This is a genomic window from Nonomuraea sp. B208, assembly GCF_057536035.1.
The window spans coordinates 205,258-221,723 of record NZ_BAAJOU010000025.1; the positions used below are offsets into that span (position 1 = coordinate 205,258).

Below are 16,466 nucleotides of genomic sequence, written 5' to 3' on the forward strand. Positions count from 1 at the left end.
CGGGCCCCTACGCTGGGGGCATGCGGTTCGTCCTGCTCGGCGCGGCGATGTTCGGGCTCTCTCTGTTCGTCCTCCAGGGGCAGGCGGGGGCGCCTTCCGGGCTCCCGCTGCCGGCGGAGCTCGCGGTCGCCGCGGCGGCCGGGCTTGCCGCGTGGTGGACCCGGCGGTCCTGGTGGCCCCTCGCCGCCGTGGCCGCCGCCGGCCACGTCCTGCTCCTGCTGTGGCCGCCGCTGCTGGCCGCCTCCTACCACGCGGGCCGCGACCTGGTCAGGGGCCGGGACATCGCGGCCTACCTGGGCGGCTGCGCGGCCGTGTTCGGGGCGTCCGCGCTGATGGGCGCCTGGCGCGAGGGGGTGCGCGAGGTCCTGGCCGCCACCCCCGGCAACGCGCTGTTCATGGCGCTGGCCGTGGTCGGGCTGCCGTTCGCGCTGGGCCTGTGGACGCGGGCCCGCCGCGAGGTGCGCCGGCGCGCCGAACGCGAGCAGATCATGCGGGCCGAGCAGGTGCGGGCCGAGGAGCGGGCCCGCATCGCCAGGGAGATGCACGACGTGGTCGCCCACCGGGTCTCGCTGATCGTGCTGCACGCCGGGGCGCTGGAGGTGCGCACGGGCGACGAGGAGGCCGCGCGGACCGCCGCGCTCATCGGCGGCATCGGCCGCGAGGCGCTGGCGAACCTGCGTGACGTGCTCGGCGTCCTCCGGGCCACCAACCGGGCCACCGACTGTGCCACCGGCTGGGCCTCCGACCGGGCCCCCGACTGGACCAGCGATCGGCGGCAGGCGGTGGAGGTCGCGCCGCCGCCCACGTTCGCCGACCTCGACCGGCTGCTCGACCAGTCGCGCGCGCTCGGCGTCGAGGTCGTCAGGCACGACGAAGGCGAGGTGAGGGAGGTGGAGCCGGCGGTGGCGCGGACCGCGTACCGGGTGGTGCAGGAGGCGCTCACCAACGTGCACAGGCACGCCGCCGACGCGCGCACCGACGTGCGGGTCCGCTACCGGCCGGAGGCGCTGGAGGTCGAGGTCCGCAACCGCGCCCCCGCGTCCCCACCCGCCGGGCTGCCCGGGGCGGGCTGGGGCCTGGTCGGCCTGCGCGAGCGGGTCGAACTGCTCGGCGGCACGCTGCGCACCAGCGCGCAGGACGACGGCGGTTTCCTGGTCGCGGCGAGGATCCCCGCGTGATCCGGGTCCTGGTCGCCGACGACGAGGAGCTGGTGCGCTCCGGGCTCCGGCTGATCCTGGAGGCGGCGGGCGACATCGCCGTGATCGCCGAGGCCCGCGACGGCGCGGAGGCGGTCTCGGCGGCGGCGCGGCTGCGCCCCGAGGTCGTGCTCATGGACGTGCGCATGCCCGGCACCGACGGCCTGACCGCCGCCGGCCGGCTGCTCGCCGCGCCCAGCCCACCCAAGGTGATCATGCTGACCACGTTCGACCTCGACGAGTACGTCCACGAGGCACTGCGCCTCGGCGCGGTCGGTTTCCTGCTCAAGGACACTCCGCCGCGAGAGCTGGCCGCGGCCGTCCGCACGGTCGCGGCCGGCCAGGCCATGCTCGCCCCGTCGGTCACCAGGCGCCTGCTCGCCTCCTACGCCGGCCGCGCCCCGTCCAGGGCCGAGACCGCCCGCCGCCGCCTCGCCGCGCTGACCGATCGCGAGGAGGACGTCATCAGGGCCCTGGCCCGCGGCCTGTCCAACGCCGAGATCGGCCGCGAGCTGCGGCTGACCGAGGCCACGGTGAAGGCGCACGTCAGCCGGGTGCTGGCCAAGCTGGGCCTGGCCAACCGGGTCCAGGCGGCCATCCTGGTGCACGACGCGGAGCTCGGTCAGCCGGATACGTCCGCATAGTGGCAGGCCGCCCGCGCCATGGCGTCGGCGGGCAGGACGGCCGGCGACTCGGTGCGGCACCTGCCGTCCACCCCGGCCTCGGCCGCCCGCCCCGAGGCGAGCACCTGGCAGCGGGCGTGGAAGCGGCATCCGCCCGGGATGCGGGTCGGGTCCGGCGGCTCGCCGGTCAGCACCACCCGTTCCGGCGACTCCGGCAGGACCGACAGCAGCGCCTGCGTGTACGGATGCCGCGGCGCGGTCAGCACCTGCTCGACCGGCCCCGACTCGACGATCCTGCCGAGGTACATCACGGCGACCCGGTCGGCGATGTTCCACGCCAGCCCGAGGTCGTGCGTGACGACCAGCGCCGACAGCCCCAGCTCGGCGCGCAGCCGGAGCAGCAGCGCCAGGATCTCGCCGCGTACGGAGGCGTCCAGCGAGGCCACCGGCTCGTCGGCGATCAGCACCTTCGGGTCGAGGGCCAGCGCGCCCGCGATCACCACGCGCTGCCGCTGCCCGCCGGACAGCTCGTGCGGGTGGCGCAGGAAGAACCGGTCCGGCGGCCGGAGCCCGGCGTGCGACAGGGCCTTGGCCACGACCTCCCGCTCGTCGGCCAGGCCGTGGATGCGGGGGCCCTCGGCGACGGCCTCGTACACGGTGTGGCGGGGGTTGAGCGAGCCCATCGGGTCCTGGAGGACGAGCTGGACCTGCCGGCGGTACGCCTTGAGCGCCCGCGCGCGGTAGTCGAGCGCGGCCCCGTCGAAGCGGACCTCGCCGGCGGTGGGGCGTTCGAGGCCGAGCAGGGTGCGGGCGAGCGTGGTCTTGCCGCAGCCCGACTCGCCGACCAGCGCGACGATCTCGCCCTTGCCGATGGCCAGGTTGACGCCGTCCACGGCGCGCGCCCTGCGGCCCCGCGAGCTGAACTCCACGCGCAGGTCGCGGGCCTCCAGCAGGGTGGGCCGCGCGGTCTCGACCGCCTCGGCGGGGGTCTGCGTCTCGGTCATCAGGCATCCTCCTTCGCCCGTACGTGCACGCAGGCCGCGACCCGGCCGGGACCGGCCGGCCAGAGCTCCACGTCGGTGCTCGCGCACTCCGGCAGCGCCGCCGGGCAGCGCGGGTGGAAGGCGCAGCCGGTCGGGAGCTGCATGGGGTCGGGCGGGTCGCCGCCGAGTCCCTTGGGCGCCATGCGCGAGGCCGGGTCGCCCACGGTGGGGAACGCCGCCGCCAGCGCCTTGGCGTAGGGGTGGCGCGGGTCGTGGAAGACCTGCGCGGACGGGCCGTGCTCGACGACGCGGCCGGCGTACATGACCGCGAGCTGGTCGCAGACGTCGGCGAGCACCGACAGGTCGTGCGAGATCATGATCAGCGAGATGCCGTGCTCGGCGACCAGCTGCTTGATCAGCGTCAGGACCTGCGCCTGGACCATCACGTCGAGCGCGGTGGTCGGCTCGTCGGCGATGATCAGCCGCGGCGAGCAGGCCAGCGCCATCGCGATCATCACGCGCTGCCGCTGCCCGCCCGACAGCTCGTGCGGGTAGCTGCGCGCCCGCCAGGCCGGCAGGCCGACCTGTTCGAGCAGTTCGGTCACCCGCTTGCGGGCGCCCTCGGGCTTGGCCAGGCCGTGGACGAGCAGCGGCTCGGCGATCTGGTCGCCGATCCTGCGCACGGGGTTGAGCCCGTGCTGCGCGCCCTGGAAGACGATCGACGCCTCCGCCCAGCGCACGGCCCGCAGGCGCCCCCATGTCATGGCGGCGATGTCCTCGCCGCCGAGGAGGATCCGGCCGTCGACGCGCGCGTCCCTGGGCAGGAGCCTGAGCAGCGCCATGGCCAGCGTCGACTTGCCGGATCCCGACTCGCCGGCGACTCCGAGCGCCGCTCCGGAGTCGAGGGTCAGCGACACGCCGCGCACCGCGGGCACCTCGCCCGCGGCGATGCGGTACGTCACCGACACGTCATCGAGTTCGAGGAGACTCACGCCTTCCTCCTGAGCTGGGGGTTGAGCACGGCCTCCAGCGCCCGCCCCATGAGGGTGAACGCCATGACGACGATGAGGATGGCCAGGCCGGGGATGATGATGTACCACCAGGCCGCGTTGGTGGCGGCGCCGAAGTCGTAGGAGGCGCGCAGCATCGTGCCCCAGGACGTCTTGTTGGCGCTGGCGCCCAGGAAGGCGAGCGTGGACTCGGTCACGATCGCGCTGGCCACCTCCAGCGTGGTGCTGGCCAGCAGCAGCGGGGCCACGTTGGGCAGCACGTGCCGGGTGGTGATGTGCCAGTGCCCCGCGCCGAGCGCCTTGGAGCGCTCGATGTAGGGGCGGGCCTCGACGGCGAGCGTCTGGGCGCGGATCAGCCGGGCGGTCGAGGGCCAGGTCGTGACCGCGATCGCGGTGACGATCGTCGCCGTGCTGCCGCCCAGGATCGCCGCCAGCACCAGCGCCGTGACCAGCGACGGCAGCACCAGGAACCAGTCGGTGACCCGCATCAGCGCGCCGCCGATCCAGCCGCGGAAGTGCCCGGCCGCGACGCCGACGACCAGGCCGATGACCACGCTGAGCAGCGCGGCGAGGAAGCCGATGAGCAGCGACGTGCGCGAGCCCCACCACACCATGAGCAGGATCGAGCGGCCCGACTCGTCGGTGCCGAACGGCTCGGCGAGGCTGGGCGGCGCGAACTTCTGGCCGGTGCCCTCGACGACGCTGGTGACGTCCTCGCTGATGAACAGCGGGGCGACGAGCGCGAGCAGCACGGCGACCAGCAGGACGGCCGCGCCGGCGAGCCCTGCCCGATGGGTGCGGAAGTCGGCCCAGAAGCGGCTCAGCGCGAGGCGGCGCCGCGTGGCGGCGAGGCTCGTCATGCCGACCTCACTCTCGGGTCGAGGATGTGGTAGACCACGTCGGCCAGCGTGTTCATGAGGATCACGGCGACCGTGATCAGCAGGAACGTGCCCTGCATGAGCGTGAAGTCCGGCACCCGCACCGCCTCGTAGAACAGCTGCCCGAGGCCGGGCCAGGTGAAGATGGTCTCGACGGTGACCGCGCCGCCCACGACGAACCCGATCCGCATGAACACCAGCGTCACGGTCGGCAGCAGCGCGTTGGGCACGGCGTGCCGCCGCCGCACGTCGTCGTCGCGCAGCCCCTTGGCCCGCGCCACGGTGACGTAGTCCTGCCCGACCTCCTCCAGCAGCGACGAGCGCATGACGAGCAGATACTGGGCGTAGACGACGGCGACCAGCGTCAGGCAGGGCAGCACCATGTGCGAGGCGACGTCCAGCACGTACGCGAACCCGTCGGGCGCGTCCACGCTCTCGATGCCGCGGAACGGGAACAGCCCGGGGATCGGCCCGATGCCGACGCCGAACACCATCATGAGCAGCAGCCCGAGCCAGAAGGTCGGCACCGACCAGAGCACCAGCGAGACGCCGGTGGAGAAGCGGTCGAAGCCGCTGCCGTGCCGCCAGCCGGCGCGGGTGCCCTGCCAGATGCCGAGGCTGACCGCGATGACCAGCCCGGTGCCGGCGAGCAGCAGCGTCGGGCCGATGCGCTCGCCGATGAGGTCGAGCACCGGCCGCTTGTACTCGTAGGAGGTGCCGAGGTCGAGCCGGAGGGTCTTGCCGACGAAGTCGAAGAACTGGTCGATCAGCGGCTTGTCCAGGCCCAGCCGGCGACGTTCCAGGTCGAGCTGCGCGGGGGTCATGTTGCGGCCCTGCGCGAGGTTGCGTACGGGATCACCGGGAAGCATGCGGAAGAGGAAGAACGTCCCGATGATCACCATGGCGATGCTGAACAGCGCCCCGCCTGCCTTGGACGCCGCGTAACGCAGCGTGCCACGGCGGGCGGGGCGGTCGTCCGCGGGGCCCGCCGCCTGGACGGCGGGCTCCGCGGACTCCAGAGGTGTGGTCATTCGCGCTCGTCTGCGGTGCTCTTGCGCCGCCTGGTCAGGAAGAAGGCACCGAGGCCGAGGACCACCACGACGCCGACGATCCCGGCGATGAGCCCGGTGTTCGAGCCGCCCTCGCCGCTCGCGCCGGCCGCGGCCGCGGCCTTGACGTCCACGGTGTAGAACGGCCAGTAGCCGCTGCCGCCGTAGAGCAGGCCCTTGTCCTCGGGGATCGGGGTGATGCTGGTGACCTTGTCCTTGCGGTAGCCCTCAAGGTCGTTGGTGTAGTAGATGGCGATGATCGGCGCCTGGGTGTAGAGCCGCTCCTGCATCTGCTTGATCAGCTCGACGCGCTTGGGCCGGTCCAGCTCCTTGAGCTGGTCCTTGTAGAGCTTCTCGAAGGTGTCGTCGCAGAAGAACGACTCGGTGCCGCCGCCCTCGCCGTTCGAGGCGGGCCGCCGGCTGCACAGGTGCGTGGCCAGGACCTCCTCCGGGTCGGGGTTGACGGACCAGCCGCTGATCGCGATGTCGAAGTTGCCGGTGGTGCCGGTCTCCTCGGTGAACTTGCTGGAGTCCAGCTTGACCGTGGTGACCGTGATGCCGACCTCCTTGAGGAAGGCGGTCAGGTACTCGGCGAGCTTGTCCTCGACGGGCGTGTCCGTGTGGATGGTGAAGCGGAACTCCAGCTTGCGCTTGCCGTCGGGCATCGTGCGGACGCCGTCGGAGCCCTTCTTGTAGCCCGCGTCGTCGAGGATCTGGTTGGCCTTGGCGGGGTCGTAGGTGACCTTCTCCTCGCCGGTGGCCTCCCAGAACCAGTCCTTGTACATCGGCGGCACGATCGAGCCGTCGGCGGGCTTGGCCAGGCCGTTCTGGACCTCGTCGACCAGCTTCTGCTTGTCGATGGCGTAGTGCACGGCCTGGCGGACCTTGACGTCCTTCAGCGCCGGGTGGCCGTCGCCGACGGGCTTGTCGTCGGTCGTGGTGGCGCCGTGGTTGATCTGCAGGTACGCCGCGCGCCGGCCCTGGGTGTTCCAGGCCTCGATGTTCGGGTCGTTCTGGATGGCCTCGAACTCCTGCGGGGTCATGCGGCCGAGCAGGTCGATGTCGCCCTTCTTCAGACCGGCGACGGCGGCCTGCGGGTTGTCGTAGAAGATGACCTGGAGCTCGTCGATCTTGGGCTTGCCCCGCCAGTAGTTGGGGTTGGCCTGCAGCTTGACGTACTGGTCCTTCTTGTGCTCGACCGCGATGTACGGCCCGCTGCTCACCGAGGGGTACTTCTCGGCGTCGTAGTTGGCCATGTCGGTGACCGACTCCCAAGCGTGCTTGGGCATGATCGGCACCGGGTTCTCCAGCATGGACGCCTGCGGCGCCTTCAGCTTGATGACGAGGTCCTGGCCGTTGGCCGTGACGGTCTCGAAGTTCTCCACCGCGGGGCCGTTCGCCGTCTTGGCGGCCTCGTCGGTCATCATCTTGTTGAACGTCCAGGCGGCGTCCTCAGCCGTGATCGGCTGGCCGTCGGACCACTTCGCCTGGCGGATCTTGAACGTCCAGGTGAGCCCGTCCTCCGACGTCGTCCACGACTCGGCGAGGTCGGGGCTGGGCGCGAGGGTCTTCGAGTCGGGCACCGTCAGGAAGCCGTACATCCAGCGGTGGATGGAGGTCGAGACCAGCCGGACCGCGAGGAACGGGTTCATCGAGTCCATGGACTGGGTCGCGCCGACCCTGAAGATCTTCTTCCCCGCCGCCGGTTCCTGCGCTAGGGCCGCCGTGGTGCCCTGACCTGCCACTAATACCGCCAAGCCCAGCGCTACCAGGCGCGCGAGCCATTTACTCATGAGTGCCTCACCTTCAGGCGGGGTTTTCCTGTGTATGGAAAGGCACACCATACGGAGACCGTGTGTCAACGAGACACGGAAAATTGTTTCAGCTTCGTATCCTTCTGCGGTGTAAATTTTCAGTCTTTACCGGCACTACCGTAAATCTGGTGCCCCGTCTGCTCACCGCCCTCGCCGCCGTCCTGACCGTCGCCGCAGGGCTCGGCGTGCGCCTGCTCTGGGACGGACCGGTGCCGAAGTACGCCGGTGACGCGCTCTACACCGTACTGATCTACACGTTGGTGCTGCTCGTGGCCCCGCGGGTGCGGCCGTGGGTCGCCGCGCTGGTGTCGGCCGGGCTGAGCTGGGCGATCGAGTTCGCCCAGCTCGGGGAGATCCCTCCCCTGCTGCGGCCGCTGCTGGGCAGCACCTTCAACCCGCCCGACCTGCTCTGGTACGCGGTCGGCGCGGGCACGGCGTGGGTCGTCCACACCGCCGCCCGCAACCGGTCGGCCCGCTGAGCGGTCAGCCGCAGCCGCAGGAGCCGCCGCAGCACCCGCCGCCGCCCGCCTGGGGCAGCAGCTCGATCCGGCCGGCCAACTCGTAGCCCGCCTCGTTGACGGCGGCCTCCACGGCGTCCGCGTCGAGCGGCGCGGCGCTCGTCACGGTCACGGCCCCGGACGCCAGGTCCACCTCGACCCCGCTCACGCCGGCCACCTTGCCGACCTCCTCGGTCACCGAGCTCACGCAGTGGCCGCAGGTCATGCCCTCGACCTGGTATGTCGTGACGGTCATGACGACTCCCTCCTCACAGTGACGTTCACCGGGCACTATACCCCCCTAGGGTAAAGACGCATACATCCGGCACGGCCGGATAGGGGGGAGAAAACGGCTGATTCATAGGAGGTTCGCATGATGAACGGCAAGACCATCGCCTTTCTCGTCGCGCCCGAGGGCGTGGAGCAGGTGGAGCTCACCGAGCCGTGGAAGGCGGTCAAGCAGGCGGGCGGCACGCCCAAGCTGATCTCCACCGACTCCGGGCAGATCCAGGGGTTCAACCACCTGGACAAGGCCGACGAGTTCGCCGTGGACGACACGGTGGACACCGCCGACCCGGCGTCCTTCGACGGCCTCGTGCTGCCCGGAGGCGTCGCCAACCCGGACTTCCTGCGCATGCAGCCGGCCGCCGTACGGTTCGTCCACGCGTTCTTCGACGCCGGCAAGCCGGTCGCGGCCATCTGCCACGCGCCCTGGACGCTGATCGAGGCCGACGTGGTGCGCGGGCGCACGATGACCTCGTGGCCCAGCCTCCGGACCGATCTCCGCAACGCCGGCGCCACCTGGGTGGACCAGGAGGTCGTGGTGGACACCGAAGGCCCGAACACCCTCGTCACCAGCCGCAAGCCGGACGACCTGAAGGCGTTCTGCCAGGCGGCCACCGACGCGTTCGGCGGGTGACCCGCATCAGGCGGCCGGCGACCTCGTGAAGGTCGCCGGCCGTCGCCGTCCGGTCCTGACGAGATCGAAACCCGCCTGTAACGCCTTGTCCCACGGCAGGAAATGGTCTAGACGTAGACCATACAGAGCGTCCTCCGCGCCCCCCAGGGAGACCTCATGTCCGTTGACGAGGATTCCAGGCGACTCGCCGAGCTCGGCTACAAGCAAGAGCTGGCCCGCACCTGGAGCGGATTCTCGAACTTCGCCATCTCCTTCTCCATCATCTCGATCCTCGCCGGCTGCTTCACGACCTTCGGACAGGCCTGGAACAACGGCGGCCCCATCGCCATCTCGTGGGGCTGGCCGGTGATCTCGCTGTTCATCCTCATCATCGGGTTCTGCATGGCCGAGCTGGTCTCGGCCTACCCGACGGCGGGCGGCATCTACTGGTGGGCCGCCAAGATGGGCAAGCCGATCCACGGCTGGTTCACCGGCTGGCTCAACCTCATCGGGCTCATCGCCGTCACCGCGTCGGTCGACTACGGCTGCGCCACGTTCCTCAACATCGTCCTGTCCCGCCTGACCGGCGGCGCGTGGGAGGGCACGCTCCCGCAGACGTTCCTGCTGTTCGTGATCGTGCTCGCCCTGCACGCCCTGATCAACATCTTCAGCCACCGGCTCATCTCGCTGCTGCAGAACGTCTCCGTCTGGTGGCACGTCGCGGGCGCCGTGGTCGTCGTCGCGATCCTGGTCTTCGCCCCCTCCGACCACCAGTCGCTCGGCTTCGTCTTCGGCGGCACCAACAACAACTCCGGCTTCGGCGACGGCTCCGACGGCCTGCCCTTCTGGCTGTACGTGCTGCCGCTCGGCTTCCTGCTCACCCAGTACACGATCACCGGGTTCGACGCCTGCGCCCACGTCTCGGAGGAGACCCAGGGCGCGGCGAGGACCGCCGCCCGCGGCCTGTGGCAGTCGATCTTCTACTCGGCGATCGGCGGCTGGATCCTGCTGCTGGCGTTCCTGTTCGCCGCCACCAACGTGGACGAGCTCAACAAGCAGGGCGGATTCGTCGGCGCCATCTTCGAGACCGCGCTGTCCTCGCCGCTCGCCACGGCCGTCTTCGCCATCTCCACCATCGGCCAGTTCTTCTGCGGCATGAGCTGCGTGACCTCGATGTCGCGGATGACGTACGCCTTCTCGCGGGACGGCGCGGTCCCCGGCTGGCGGCTGTGGTCGAAGGTGGACCGCAACCGCACGCCCGTCAACGCCATCATCGCCGGCTGCGTGGTGGCCGCCCTGATCACCCTGCCCGCGCTCTACGCCCCCGCCGGCCTGACCACCCCGGTCGCGTTCTACGCCGTCGTGTCGATCGCGGTCATCGGCCTCTACCTGGCCTTCCTCATCCCGATCTGGCTCCGCCTGCGCATGGGCGACGCCTTCCAGCCGGGACCGTGGACCCTCGGACGCAAGTACAAGGCGCTGTGCTGGATCGCCTGCGTCGAGATCGTGATCGTCTCGATCTACTTCATCATGCCGTTCAGCCCGGCCGGCGTGCCGGGCGGCGACGACTTCACCTGGACGTCGGTGAACTACGCGCCGATCGCGGTGGGCGTCGTGCTCGTCCTCATCGCGCTGTGGTGGACCCTGTCGGCCCGCCACTGGTTCACCGGCCCGCGCCGGACCGTCGACGAGGAGACCGAGACCGTCTGACCGTCCTCCGGGGGGCCTGCCGGCCGGGGCGGGCAGGCCCTCAGGCGGGCCCTCAGGTGGACGCCTCGAACGCCTCGGCGACGACCTTGCGGACCTCGTCCATCGAGGCCGTGCCCAGCTCGCGCTGGAGCGAGGTCATGTCGACGTCCGGCATGCCGCAGGCGACCGCCCAGTTCCACGGCGTGAGGTCGCCGTCGACGTTGAGCGCGAAGCCGTGGCTGGTGACGCCGCGGCTCTGCCGCATGCCGATGGAGATGATCTTGCGGTCGGTCTCGGAGGTCCAGACGCCGGTCAGCAGCTCGGAGCCGGGCGGGGTGTCGCGGCGCTCGGCCGGGAGCCCGAGCTTGCCCAGCGCCTCCACCAGGCGCAGCTCCACCTCGCGCACGTAGTCGACGATGCCCTCGTCCTCGGCGAGCTTGACAATCAGGTAGCCGACGAGCTGCCCGGGGCCGTGGTAGGTGAGCTGCCCGCCGCGGCCGGTCTCGGCGACCGGGATGCCGTGCGAGGGGTCGGGCAGGTGGGCCGCCGGGGTGCGGCGGCCGACGGTGTAGACGGACGGATGGCTGAGCAGCCAGAGCGTGTCGGGGCGTTCGTCCCGCTGGCGCTGCCCGACGAGGTCGGTCATGCGTTCCATCGCGGGGTCGTAGTCGACGAGATCGTCCTGGAGGAGTGTCAACGGCCTTGCCCTCATGGTTCGAGGATATGCCGCCGCCGGAACGCCGCGGACGCCAGGGACGCCTGCCAGAATGCCCGCCATGCCGACTTTCGCCGCCCATGACGGCACCACCCTCGCCTACCACGTCCACGGCTCCGGGGGCCGGCCGCTCGTCTGCCTGCCGGGCGGGCCGCAGGCGTCGGCGTACCTGGGCGACCTCGGCGGGCTGTCCGCGCACCGGCGGGTGATCACCCTGGACCTGCGCGGCACCGGGGACTCGGCGACGCCTGCCGACGCGGCTTCGTACCGGTGCGACCGGCAGGCCGAGGACGTCGAGGCACTGCGCGCGCACCTCGGCGAGGACCGTCTCGACCTCCTCGGTCACTGCGGGGGCGCGAACCTCGCGGTCCGGTACGCCGCCCGCCACCCCGCCAGGATCGCCCGCCTCGTCCTGATCACCCCCAGCACCCGGGCCGTCGGCGTCGACATCGCCGGGGAGGCGCGGCGCGAGGTCGCCCGCTCGCGCGCCGCCGAGCCCTGGTTCGCCGAGGCGTACGCGGCGCTGGAGCGGATCACGGCGGGCGAGGGCCGGCCCGGCGACGGCTCGCTCATCGCCCCCTTCACCTACGGGCGCTGGGACGCGCCCGCGCGGGCCCACCACGCCGACGGGGAGCGGCGGCTGAGCCGGGAGGCGGCAGCCGGGTTCGGCGCCGAGGGCGCCTTCGACCCGGCGGCCACGCGCGCCGCGCTCAAGGCACTCGACGCGCCGGTGCTCGTGCTGGCCGGCGAGGTGGACGTGGCCGGCCCGCCTGCCGCCATGTCCGAGGTCGCCGGCCTGTTCCCCCGTGCCGAGCTCGTGGTGCAGCCGTCAGCGGGCCACTTCCCGTGGCTCGACGACCCCGTGTGGTTCGCCGGGACCCTGCGGAACTGGCTGGATCAGACAGCGCTCGATCAGACGGTGCGGTAGCCCTTGGGCTCCTCCGGGACGAGGATCCACATGGCGACGTAGACGACCCACAGCGGTCCGGGGATGAGGGAGAGGAGCAGCCAGAGGATCCGGACCAGCGTGGGGGGCATGCCCGTCTTGTCGGCGATGCCGCCGCAGACGCCGGCGAGGATTCTGTGCTCTCGGGAGCGGTACATGGTGTTCCTTCCGTTTCTCTCGACCTACTGGGCCAACGGACGGGGCCGCGCTCAGGACTCCCGTCAGGAACCCTGAGAAAACCCTGTAAGGGTCAGCCACTCCCATGCAGTGCCCAGATGACCGCTGGTCAGTCCGTGTGCGGGATCCACGTGCACGAGCAGGAAATCGCCGACACCCTGATGGACCCTGAGATACTCCTCGTCCTCGGCCCACACCTGATCGTCGAACCAGACGAACGGCCGCCGCCCCGCGTACGCGGCCACCGCCGGGGTCTTGAACATCTCGCCGTGCTCGCTCACCGGCGCGGTGGCGGCGTTCACCGTGACGACGGGCAGCGAGGGCAGGCCGATGCGCGGGGCGATCCAGTCGTTGGCGTGCTCCTCCCAGGTCGTCGCCCACACCAGCTCCGCCCCGGTGGCCTCGGCGAGGTCGAGCAGCTGCCGGCCGTGCCGGGGGTTGAGGCGCACGACGTACGTCTCGCCGTCGACGACGCAGCGGTAGCGCCGGTGGCCCGGGGGCGGGCGGCCGATCGGGTTGAGCACGCCGTCCACGTCGAGCAGCAGCAGCGGTCTCACCCGACGGCTCCGGCCGGCTGCCGCCGGTATTCCTGGGGGCTCACGCCGCGTACCCGTTTGAAGGCCGCGCTCAGCGCGAACGGGCTGCCGTAGCCGACCTTGCGGGCCACCGCCCCGATCGTGGCGTCGGGCTCGCGCAGCAGGTCGGCGGCGAGCGCCAGCCGCCAGCCGGTGAGGAAGGCCATCGGCGGCTCCCCCACCAGGTCGGTGAAGCGGCGGGCGAGCGCCGCCCGCGAGACGCCGACCTCGGCGGCCAGCGCGGCGACCGTCCACGGGTGGGCGGGATTGTGGTGCAGCATGCGCAGGGCCTTGCCCACGACGGGGTCACCCATCGCGCGGTACCACGCGGGGGCCTCGTGGGCGGCGAAGTGCGCCCGCAGCACGGCGATGAGCAGCAGGTCGAGCAGCCGGTCGAGCACGGCCTCCTGGCCCGGCTCGTCCTTGTCGATCTCCGCGCCGAGCAGGCCGATGACCGGGCCGCCCGGCCGCACGACGAGCGGCGGCAGCGCCTCCAGCAGCCGCCTGCTGACCTCGCCCTCCATCGTGTACGTGCCCGTCAGCATCACGGTCCCGCCGTCGGCGGCGTTGCCCCAGGTCCGCACCCCCAGGTCCATGGCCTGGTGGAGGGTGCTGCCGTCGAGCGTGGTGCAGCGCTGGCCGGGGTGGATGACGATCTGCGGCGCGGTGCCGGGCCGGTCGGCCACCACGTACGGCTCCGGCCCCCGGTTGATCGCCACCTCGCCCGGCCCGAGGCGTACCGGCTCGCCGCCGTCGGGCAGCACCCACGCCTCGCCGCGCACCAGCGCGGTCACCGACAGCGGGGCCTCGTCCCGCACCAGGATCGACCACGGCGGGTCGAGGACGCAGCGCAGCAGGAAGGCGCCACGGGCCCGCGGGCCGTCCAGTAGCGCCGCGAGCTGATCCATGGGTTAGACGATCGCATATGCCTGTGCGCTTCTCAACCATGGAGAGTCTCACGGCTAGGCGGCTTACTGGACGCATGACGATTCTGGTTCTGGGCGGCACGGGCAAGACCGGCCGCCGCGTCGCCGACCGGCTCACCGCCCGCGGGCTGAGCGTGCGCGTCGGCTCCCGCTCCGCCACGCCGTCCTTCGCCTGGGAGGACCGCTCGACCTGGCCCGCCGCGCTGGAGGGCGTGACGGCCGCGTACGTCTCCTACTATCCCGACCTGGCCTTCCCCGGCGCGTACGACGACATGAAGGCGTTCACCGAGCTGGCCGTGCGCTCCGGGGTGCGCCGGCTGGTGCTGCTGTCGGGCCGGGGCGAGCCGGAGGCGCAGGCGAGCGAGCGCACGGTTCAGGAGTCCGGCGCGGAGTGGACGATCGTGCGTTGCAGCTGGTTCATGCAGAACTTCAGCGAGGGCTTCATCCTGGAGCCGGTGCGCGCCGGCGTCATCGCGCTGCCGGCCGCGGACGTGCCGGAGCCGTTCGTGGACGCCGACGACATCGCCGACGTGGCCGCGGCCGCGCTCGCCGGGGACGGCGGCCACGCGGGCCAGGTGTACGAGCTGACCGGACCACGGCTGCTGACGTTCGCCCAGGCGGCCGAGGAGCTGGCGGCGGCCGTCGGCCGGCCGGTCGTCTTCGCCCGGGTGACGCCCGAGGAGTACGTGGCCGGGGCCGTCGCCCACGGCGTGCCGCGAGAGGAGGCGGAAGGGCTGTCGGCGCTGTTCACCGGCATCCTGGACGGCCGCAACGCGAGCGTCGCCGACGGCGTGCCGCGGGCCCTCGGCCGGCCGGCCCGGGACTTCGCCGACTTCGCCCGCGCCAACGCCCACCGGTTCCGCTAGCCTCGCCTTCGTCACTTTGCACGTTCTGGAGGGGTGTCCGCGTGATCGGCTGGCTGGAAGCGGTGATCTTGGGGTTGATCCAGGGGCTCACGGAGTTCCTGCCGATCTCCTCCAGCGCCCACATCCGCGTGGTCTCCGCCTTCGCCGGCTGGCCCGATCCCGGCGCGGCGTTCACCGCGGTCATCCAGCTCGGCACCGAGGCCGCGGTGCTCATCTACTTCCGCAAGGAGATCTGGGAGATCATCTCCACCTGGACCAGATCCCTGTTCGACAAGGAGCTGCGCGGCCACTGGGCGGCCCGCATGGGCTGGTACGTCATCGCCGGCACGCTGCCCATCGGCATCCTCGGCCTGCTGCTGAAGGACCAGATCGGGACCGTCTTCCGCGACCTGCGGCTGGTCGGCACGACGCTGATCGTCTTCGCGGTCATCCTGTGGTTCGCCGACCACACGGCCCGCAACAAGCTGACGCTGGAGCGCCATCTCAGCTTCACCCACGCCGTCGTCTACGGCTTCGCCCAGGCGCTGGCGCTGATCCCCGGCGTGTCCCGCTCGGGCGGCACCGTCACCGCGGGCCTGCTGCTCGACTACCGCCGCGAGGACGCCGCCAAATACTCGTTCCTGCTGGCCATCCCCGCCGTGCTGGCGTCGGGGCTGTTCGAGCTGAAGGACATCGGCGAAGGGCCGGCCCCCGACTGGGGGCCGACCATCCTCGCCACCGTCATCTCGTTCGCCGTCGGCTACGCGGCGGTGGCCTGGTTCCTGCGCTACATCAGCACGCACAAGTTCACCGGTTTCGTCGTCTACCGGATCCTCCTGGGGCTCTTCATCCTCTTCGCGGTCAGCATGGGCTGGCTCGACCCTCAGGCGGGCGCGCCCTCGGTCACGGAGGCGGGCACCGGCGCCGGGTAGTACGCCGCCCAGGCCGCGTCCCCCATCCGCAGCACCTTCACGCCCACCCAGCCGAGCGCCGCGGCGGGCGCGACCCAGAACGGCACCGTGAGCGGGCCGTAGGCGACGCCGAACGAGCCGACGTAGCCGACGCCGACGACCAGCGGCACCCACCAGTGCACGGCGCCGGCCCGCCAGACCGCGAGCAGCACCACCGGCAGGCCGAGGAGGCCGAAGAACATCCACGGCATCTGGAAGCCGAAGATGACGCCGGGCAGGTTCAGCATCTCGTCGAGGATCTTCTGCGCCTGCTCGGGGGAGTTGTGCTGCCCGAGATACCACTCGACGGGGTCGATCATCAGCAGCGCCGACAGCGCGAGGTAGCCGAGGATCGTCAGGCCGCCGCTGACGTGCCCGAGCACGCTGGCCCTGCGCCGGGTGAAGTGCACGAGCCCGAGCACGGCGACGGCCATGAGCATCCACGACCAGTGGTAGAGGGCGGACTGGACCTGCGCGAGCGCGGGGTTGTCGCCGAAGCTGACCGCCTCGCGGTCGTCGCCCCAGGTTCCCGGGTCGACGACGACGGCGATCGCCTGGAGCAGCGGGGCCACGATCAGCAGGACGCCTGCCGTGACGCGGCGGAAGGTCACCTGGTTCTTCAACATGCCGCGAACGGTAGGCGCCGCCTCCGCGGGCGGTCGTCCACCTGCCGGACGATCCGCCGTCCGCTGCCG

19 protein-coding genes are annotated in these 16,466 nt (G+C 71.8%); 8 read left to right on the top strand and 11 right to left on the bottom strand.

What is annotated here, in order from left to right:
• Positions 1-20 precede the first annotated feature (20 nt).
• Together AC27IY_RS29020 and AC27IY_RS29025 are read left to right on the top strand one after the other, a co-directional pair.
• Complete coding sequence (locus AC27IY_RS29020; protein ID WP_487179848.1) at positions 21-1,178, top strand: sensor histidine kinase; 1,158 nt, start codon at positions 21-23, stop codon at positions 1,176-1,178.
• A complete protein-coding gene (locus AC27IY_RS29025) occupies positions 1,175-1,840 on the top strand; it encodes a response regulator (protein WP_344208019.1) in 666 nt (221 codons plus the stop codon). The genes AC27IY_RS29020 and AC27IY_RS29025 overlap by 4 nt, the downstream gene beginning before the upstream one ends.
• On the opposite strand, the gene AC27IY_RS29030 is transcribed toward AC27IY_RS29025, so the two are convergent.
• Genes AC27IY_RS29030 through AC27IY_RS29050 form a run of 5 tightly spaced genes read right to left on the bottom strand, consistent with a single transcriptional unit; the run spans position 1,819 to position 7,532 of the window.
• Entirely contained in the window at positions 1,819-2,823 is a 1,005-nt protein-coding gene (locus AC27IY_RS29030) for an ABC transporter ATP-binding protein (RefSeq protein ID WP_487179849.1), read from the bottom strand. The genes AC27IY_RS29025 and AC27IY_RS29030 overlap by 22 nt on opposite strands.
• Positions 2,823-3,794: an ABC transporter ATP-binding protein gene (locus AC27IY_RS29035; RefSeq protein ID WP_344208021.1), complete on the bottom strand. Its 972-nt coding sequence runs from the start codon at positions 3,792-3,794 to the stop codon at positions 2,823-2,825. Before AC27IY_RS29035 ends, AC27IY_RS29030 begins: the two co-directional genes overlap by 1 nt.
• Positions 3,791-4,672, bottom strand: coding sequence for an ABC transporter permease (locus AC27IY_RS29040; protein ID WP_487179850.1), 882 nt, complete (start codon positions 4,670-4,672; stop codon positions 3,791-3,793). Before AC27IY_RS29040 ends, AC27IY_RS29035 begins: the two co-directional genes overlap by 4 nt.
• Positions 4,669-5,721: an ABC transporter permease gene (locus AC27IY_RS29045; RefSeq protein WP_364459631.1), complete on the bottom strand. Its 1,053-nt coding sequence runs from the start codon at positions 5,719-5,721 to the stop codon at positions 4,669-4,671. Before AC27IY_RS29045 ends, AC27IY_RS29040 begins: the two co-directional genes overlap by 4 nt.
• Entirely contained in the window at positions 5,718-7,532 is a 1,815-nt protein-coding gene (locus AC27IY_RS29050; protein WP_487179851.1) for an ABC transporter substrate-binding protein, read from the bottom strand. The genes AC27IY_RS29045 and AC27IY_RS29050 overlap by 4 nt, the downstream gene beginning before the upstream one ends.
• 149 nt (positions 7,533-7,681) lie before the next feature.
• On the opposite strand from AC27IY_RS29050, the gene AC27IY_RS29055 reads away from it, so the two are divergent.
• Positions 7,682-8,032 carry a ribosomal maturation YjgA family protein gene (locus AC27IY_RS29055; protein ID WP_423477668.1) on the top strand — a complete coding sequence of 117 codons (351 nt, stop codon included), beginning with the start codon at positions 7,682-7,684 and terminating at the stop codon, positions 8,030-8,032.
• A gap of 4 nt (positions 8,033-8,036) precedes the next feature.
• On the opposite strand, the gene AC27IY_RS29060 is transcribed toward AC27IY_RS29055, so the two are convergent.
• Complete coding sequence (locus AC27IY_RS29060; RefSeq protein ID WP_091080098.1) at positions 8,037-8,306, bottom strand: heavy-metal-associated domain-containing protein; 270 nt, start codon at positions 8,304-8,306, stop codon at positions 8,037-8,039.
• A 117-nt stretch (positions 8,307-8,423) separates the two neighbouring features.
• Between AC27IY_RS29060 and AC27IY_RS29065 the strand changes: the two genes are divergently transcribed.
• Positions 8,424-8,969, top strand: coding sequence for a type 1 glutamine amidotransferase domain-containing protein (locus AC27IY_RS29065; RefSeq protein WP_423477669.1), 546 nt, complete (start codon positions 8,424-8,426; stop codon positions 8,967-8,969).
• 156 nt (positions 8,970-9,125) lie between these two features.
• Positions 9,126-10,658 (top strand): amino acid permease, encoded by a 1,533-nt coding sequence (locus AC27IY_RS29070; RefSeq protein WP_364459618.1) that lies wholly within the window; start codon positions 9,126-9,128, stop codon positions 10,656-10,658.
• A 52-nt stretch (positions 10,659-10,710) separates the two neighbouring features.
• Here AC27IY_RS29070 and lipB read toward each other — a convergent pair whose 3' ends face one another.
• Complete coding sequence (lipB, locus tag AC27IY_RS29075) at positions 10,711-11,349, bottom strand: lipoyl(octanoyl) transferase LipB (RefSeq protein WP_487179852.1); 639 nt, start codon at positions 11,347-11,349, stop codon at positions 10,711-10,713.
• Between the two features lie 64 nt (positions 11,350-11,413).
• Here lipB and AC27IY_RS29080 point away from each other — a divergent pair, with 64 nt between their 5' ends.
• On the top strand, positions 11,414-12,280 hold the full coding sequence (locus tag AC27IY_RS29080; RefSeq protein ID WP_487179853.1) for an alpha/beta fold hydrolase: 867 nt from the start codon (positions 11,414-11,416) through the stop codon (positions 12,278-12,280).
• Here the strand turns inward: AC27IY_RS29080 and AC27IY_RS29085 are convergent.
• From AC27IY_RS29085 to AC27IY_RS29095, 3 genes are all read right to left on the bottom strand, one after another.
• Entirely contained in the window at positions 12,265-12,456 is a 192-nt protein-coding gene (locus AC27IY_RS29085; RefSeq protein ID WP_091080088.1) for a PspC domain-containing protein, read from the bottom strand. The genes AC27IY_RS29080 and AC27IY_RS29085 overlap by 16 nt on opposite strands.
• A gap of 63 nt (positions 12,457-12,519) precedes the next feature.
• Positions 12,520-13,032, bottom strand: coding sequence for an HAD domain-containing protein (locus AC27IY_RS29090; RefSeq protein WP_423477672.1), 513 nt, complete (start codon positions 13,030-13,032; stop codon positions 12,520-12,522).
• Positions 13,029-13,958, bottom strand: coding sequence for an AraC family transcriptional regulator (locus AC27IY_RS29095; RefSeq protein ID WP_423477673.1), 930 nt, complete (start codon positions 13,956-13,958; stop codon positions 13,029-13,031). The genes AC27IY_RS29090 and AC27IY_RS29095 overlap by 4 nt, the downstream gene beginning before the upstream one ends.
• 74 nt (positions 13,959-14,032) lie before the next feature.
• On the opposite strand from AC27IY_RS29095, the gene AC27IY_RS29100 reads away from it, so the two are divergent.
• Both AC27IY_RS29100 and AC27IY_RS29105 read left to right on the top strand, forming a co-directional pair.
• Positions 14,033-14,842, top strand: a complete 810-nt coding sequence (locus AC27IY_RS29100) for an NAD(P)H-binding protein (RefSeq protein ID WP_423477674.1) — start codon at positions 14,033-14,035, stop codon at positions 14,840-14,842.
• A 41-nt stretch (positions 14,843-14,883) separates the two neighbouring features.
• On the top strand, positions 14,884-15,753 hold the full coding sequence (locus AC27IY_RS29105) for an undecaprenyl-diphosphate phosphatase (RefSeq protein WP_423477675.1): 870 nt from the start codon (positions 14,884-14,886) through the stop codon (positions 15,751-15,753).
• On the opposite strand, the gene AC27IY_RS29110 is transcribed toward AC27IY_RS29105, so the two are convergent.
• Complete coding sequence (locus AC27IY_RS29110; protein ID WP_344208035.1) at positions 15,705-16,397, bottom strand: hypothetical protein; 693 nt, start codon at positions 16,395-16,397, stop codon at positions 15,705-15,707. The genes AC27IY_RS29105 and AC27IY_RS29110 overlap by 49 nt on opposite strands.
• Positions 16,398-16,466: the final 69 nt, after the last annotated feature.

Excerpts from the sequence above, each read along its gene's own strand:
- AC27IY_RS29020 (WP_487179848.1), top strand. The coding sequence starts at position 21 with ATGCGGTTCGTCCTGCTCGGCGCGGCGATGTTCGGGCTCTCTCTGTTC.
- AC27IY_RS29030 (WP_487179849.1), bottom strand. The coding sequence starts at position 2,823 with ATGACCGAGACGCAGACCCCCGCCGAGGCGGTCGAGACCGCGCGGCCC.
- AC27IY_RS29040 (WP_487179850.1), bottom strand. The coding sequence starts at position 4,672 with ATGACGAGCCTCGCCGCCACGCGGCGCCGCCTCGCGCTGAGCCGCTTC.
- AC27IY_RS29045 (WP_364459631.1), bottom strand. The coding sequence starts at position 5,721 with ATGACCACACCTCTGGAGTCCGCGGAGCCCGCCGTCCAGGCGGCGGGC.
- AC27IY_RS29050 (WP_487179851.1), bottom strand. The coding sequence starts at position 7,532 with ATGAGTAAATGGCTCGCGCGCCTGGTAGCGCTGGGCTTGGCGGTATTA.
- AC27IY_RS29060 (WP_091080098.1), bottom strand. The coding sequence starts at position 8,306 with ATGACCGTCACGACATACCAGGTCGAGGGCATGACCTGCGGCCACTGC.
- AC27IY_RS29065 (WP_423477669.1), top strand. The coding sequence starts at position 8,424 with ATGATGAACGGCAAGACCATCGCCTTTCTCGTCGCGCCCGAGGGCGTG.
- AC27IY_RS29070 (WP_364459618.1), top strand. The coding sequence starts at position 9,126 with ATGTCCGTTGACGAGGATTCCAGGCGACTCGCCGAGCTCGGCTACAAG.
- lipB (WP_487179852.1), bottom strand. The coding sequence starts at position 11,349 with ATGAGGGCAAGGCCGTTGACACTCCTCCAGGACGATCTCGTCGACTAC.
- AC27IY_RS29080 (WP_487179853.1), top strand. The coding sequence starts at position 11,414 with ATGCCGACTTTCGCCGCCCATGACGGCACCACCCTCGCCTACCACGTC.
- AC27IY_RS29085 (WP_091080088.1), bottom strand. The coding sequence starts at position 12,456 with ATGTACCGCTCCCGAGAGCACAGAATCCTCGCCGGCGTCTGCGGCGGC.
- AC27IY_RS29095 (WP_423477673.1), bottom strand. The coding sequence starts at position 13,958 with ATGGATCAGCTCGCGGCGCTACTGGACGGCCCGCGGGCCCGTGGCGCC.
- AC27IY_RS29100 (WP_423477674.1), top strand. The coding sequence starts at position 14,033 with ATGACGATTCTGGTTCTGGGCGGCACGGGCAAGACCGGCCGCCGCGTC.
- AC27IY_RS29110 (WP_344208035.1), bottom strand. The coding sequence starts at position 16,397 with ATGTTGAAGAACCAGGTGACCTTCCGCCGCGTCACGGCAGGCGTCCTG.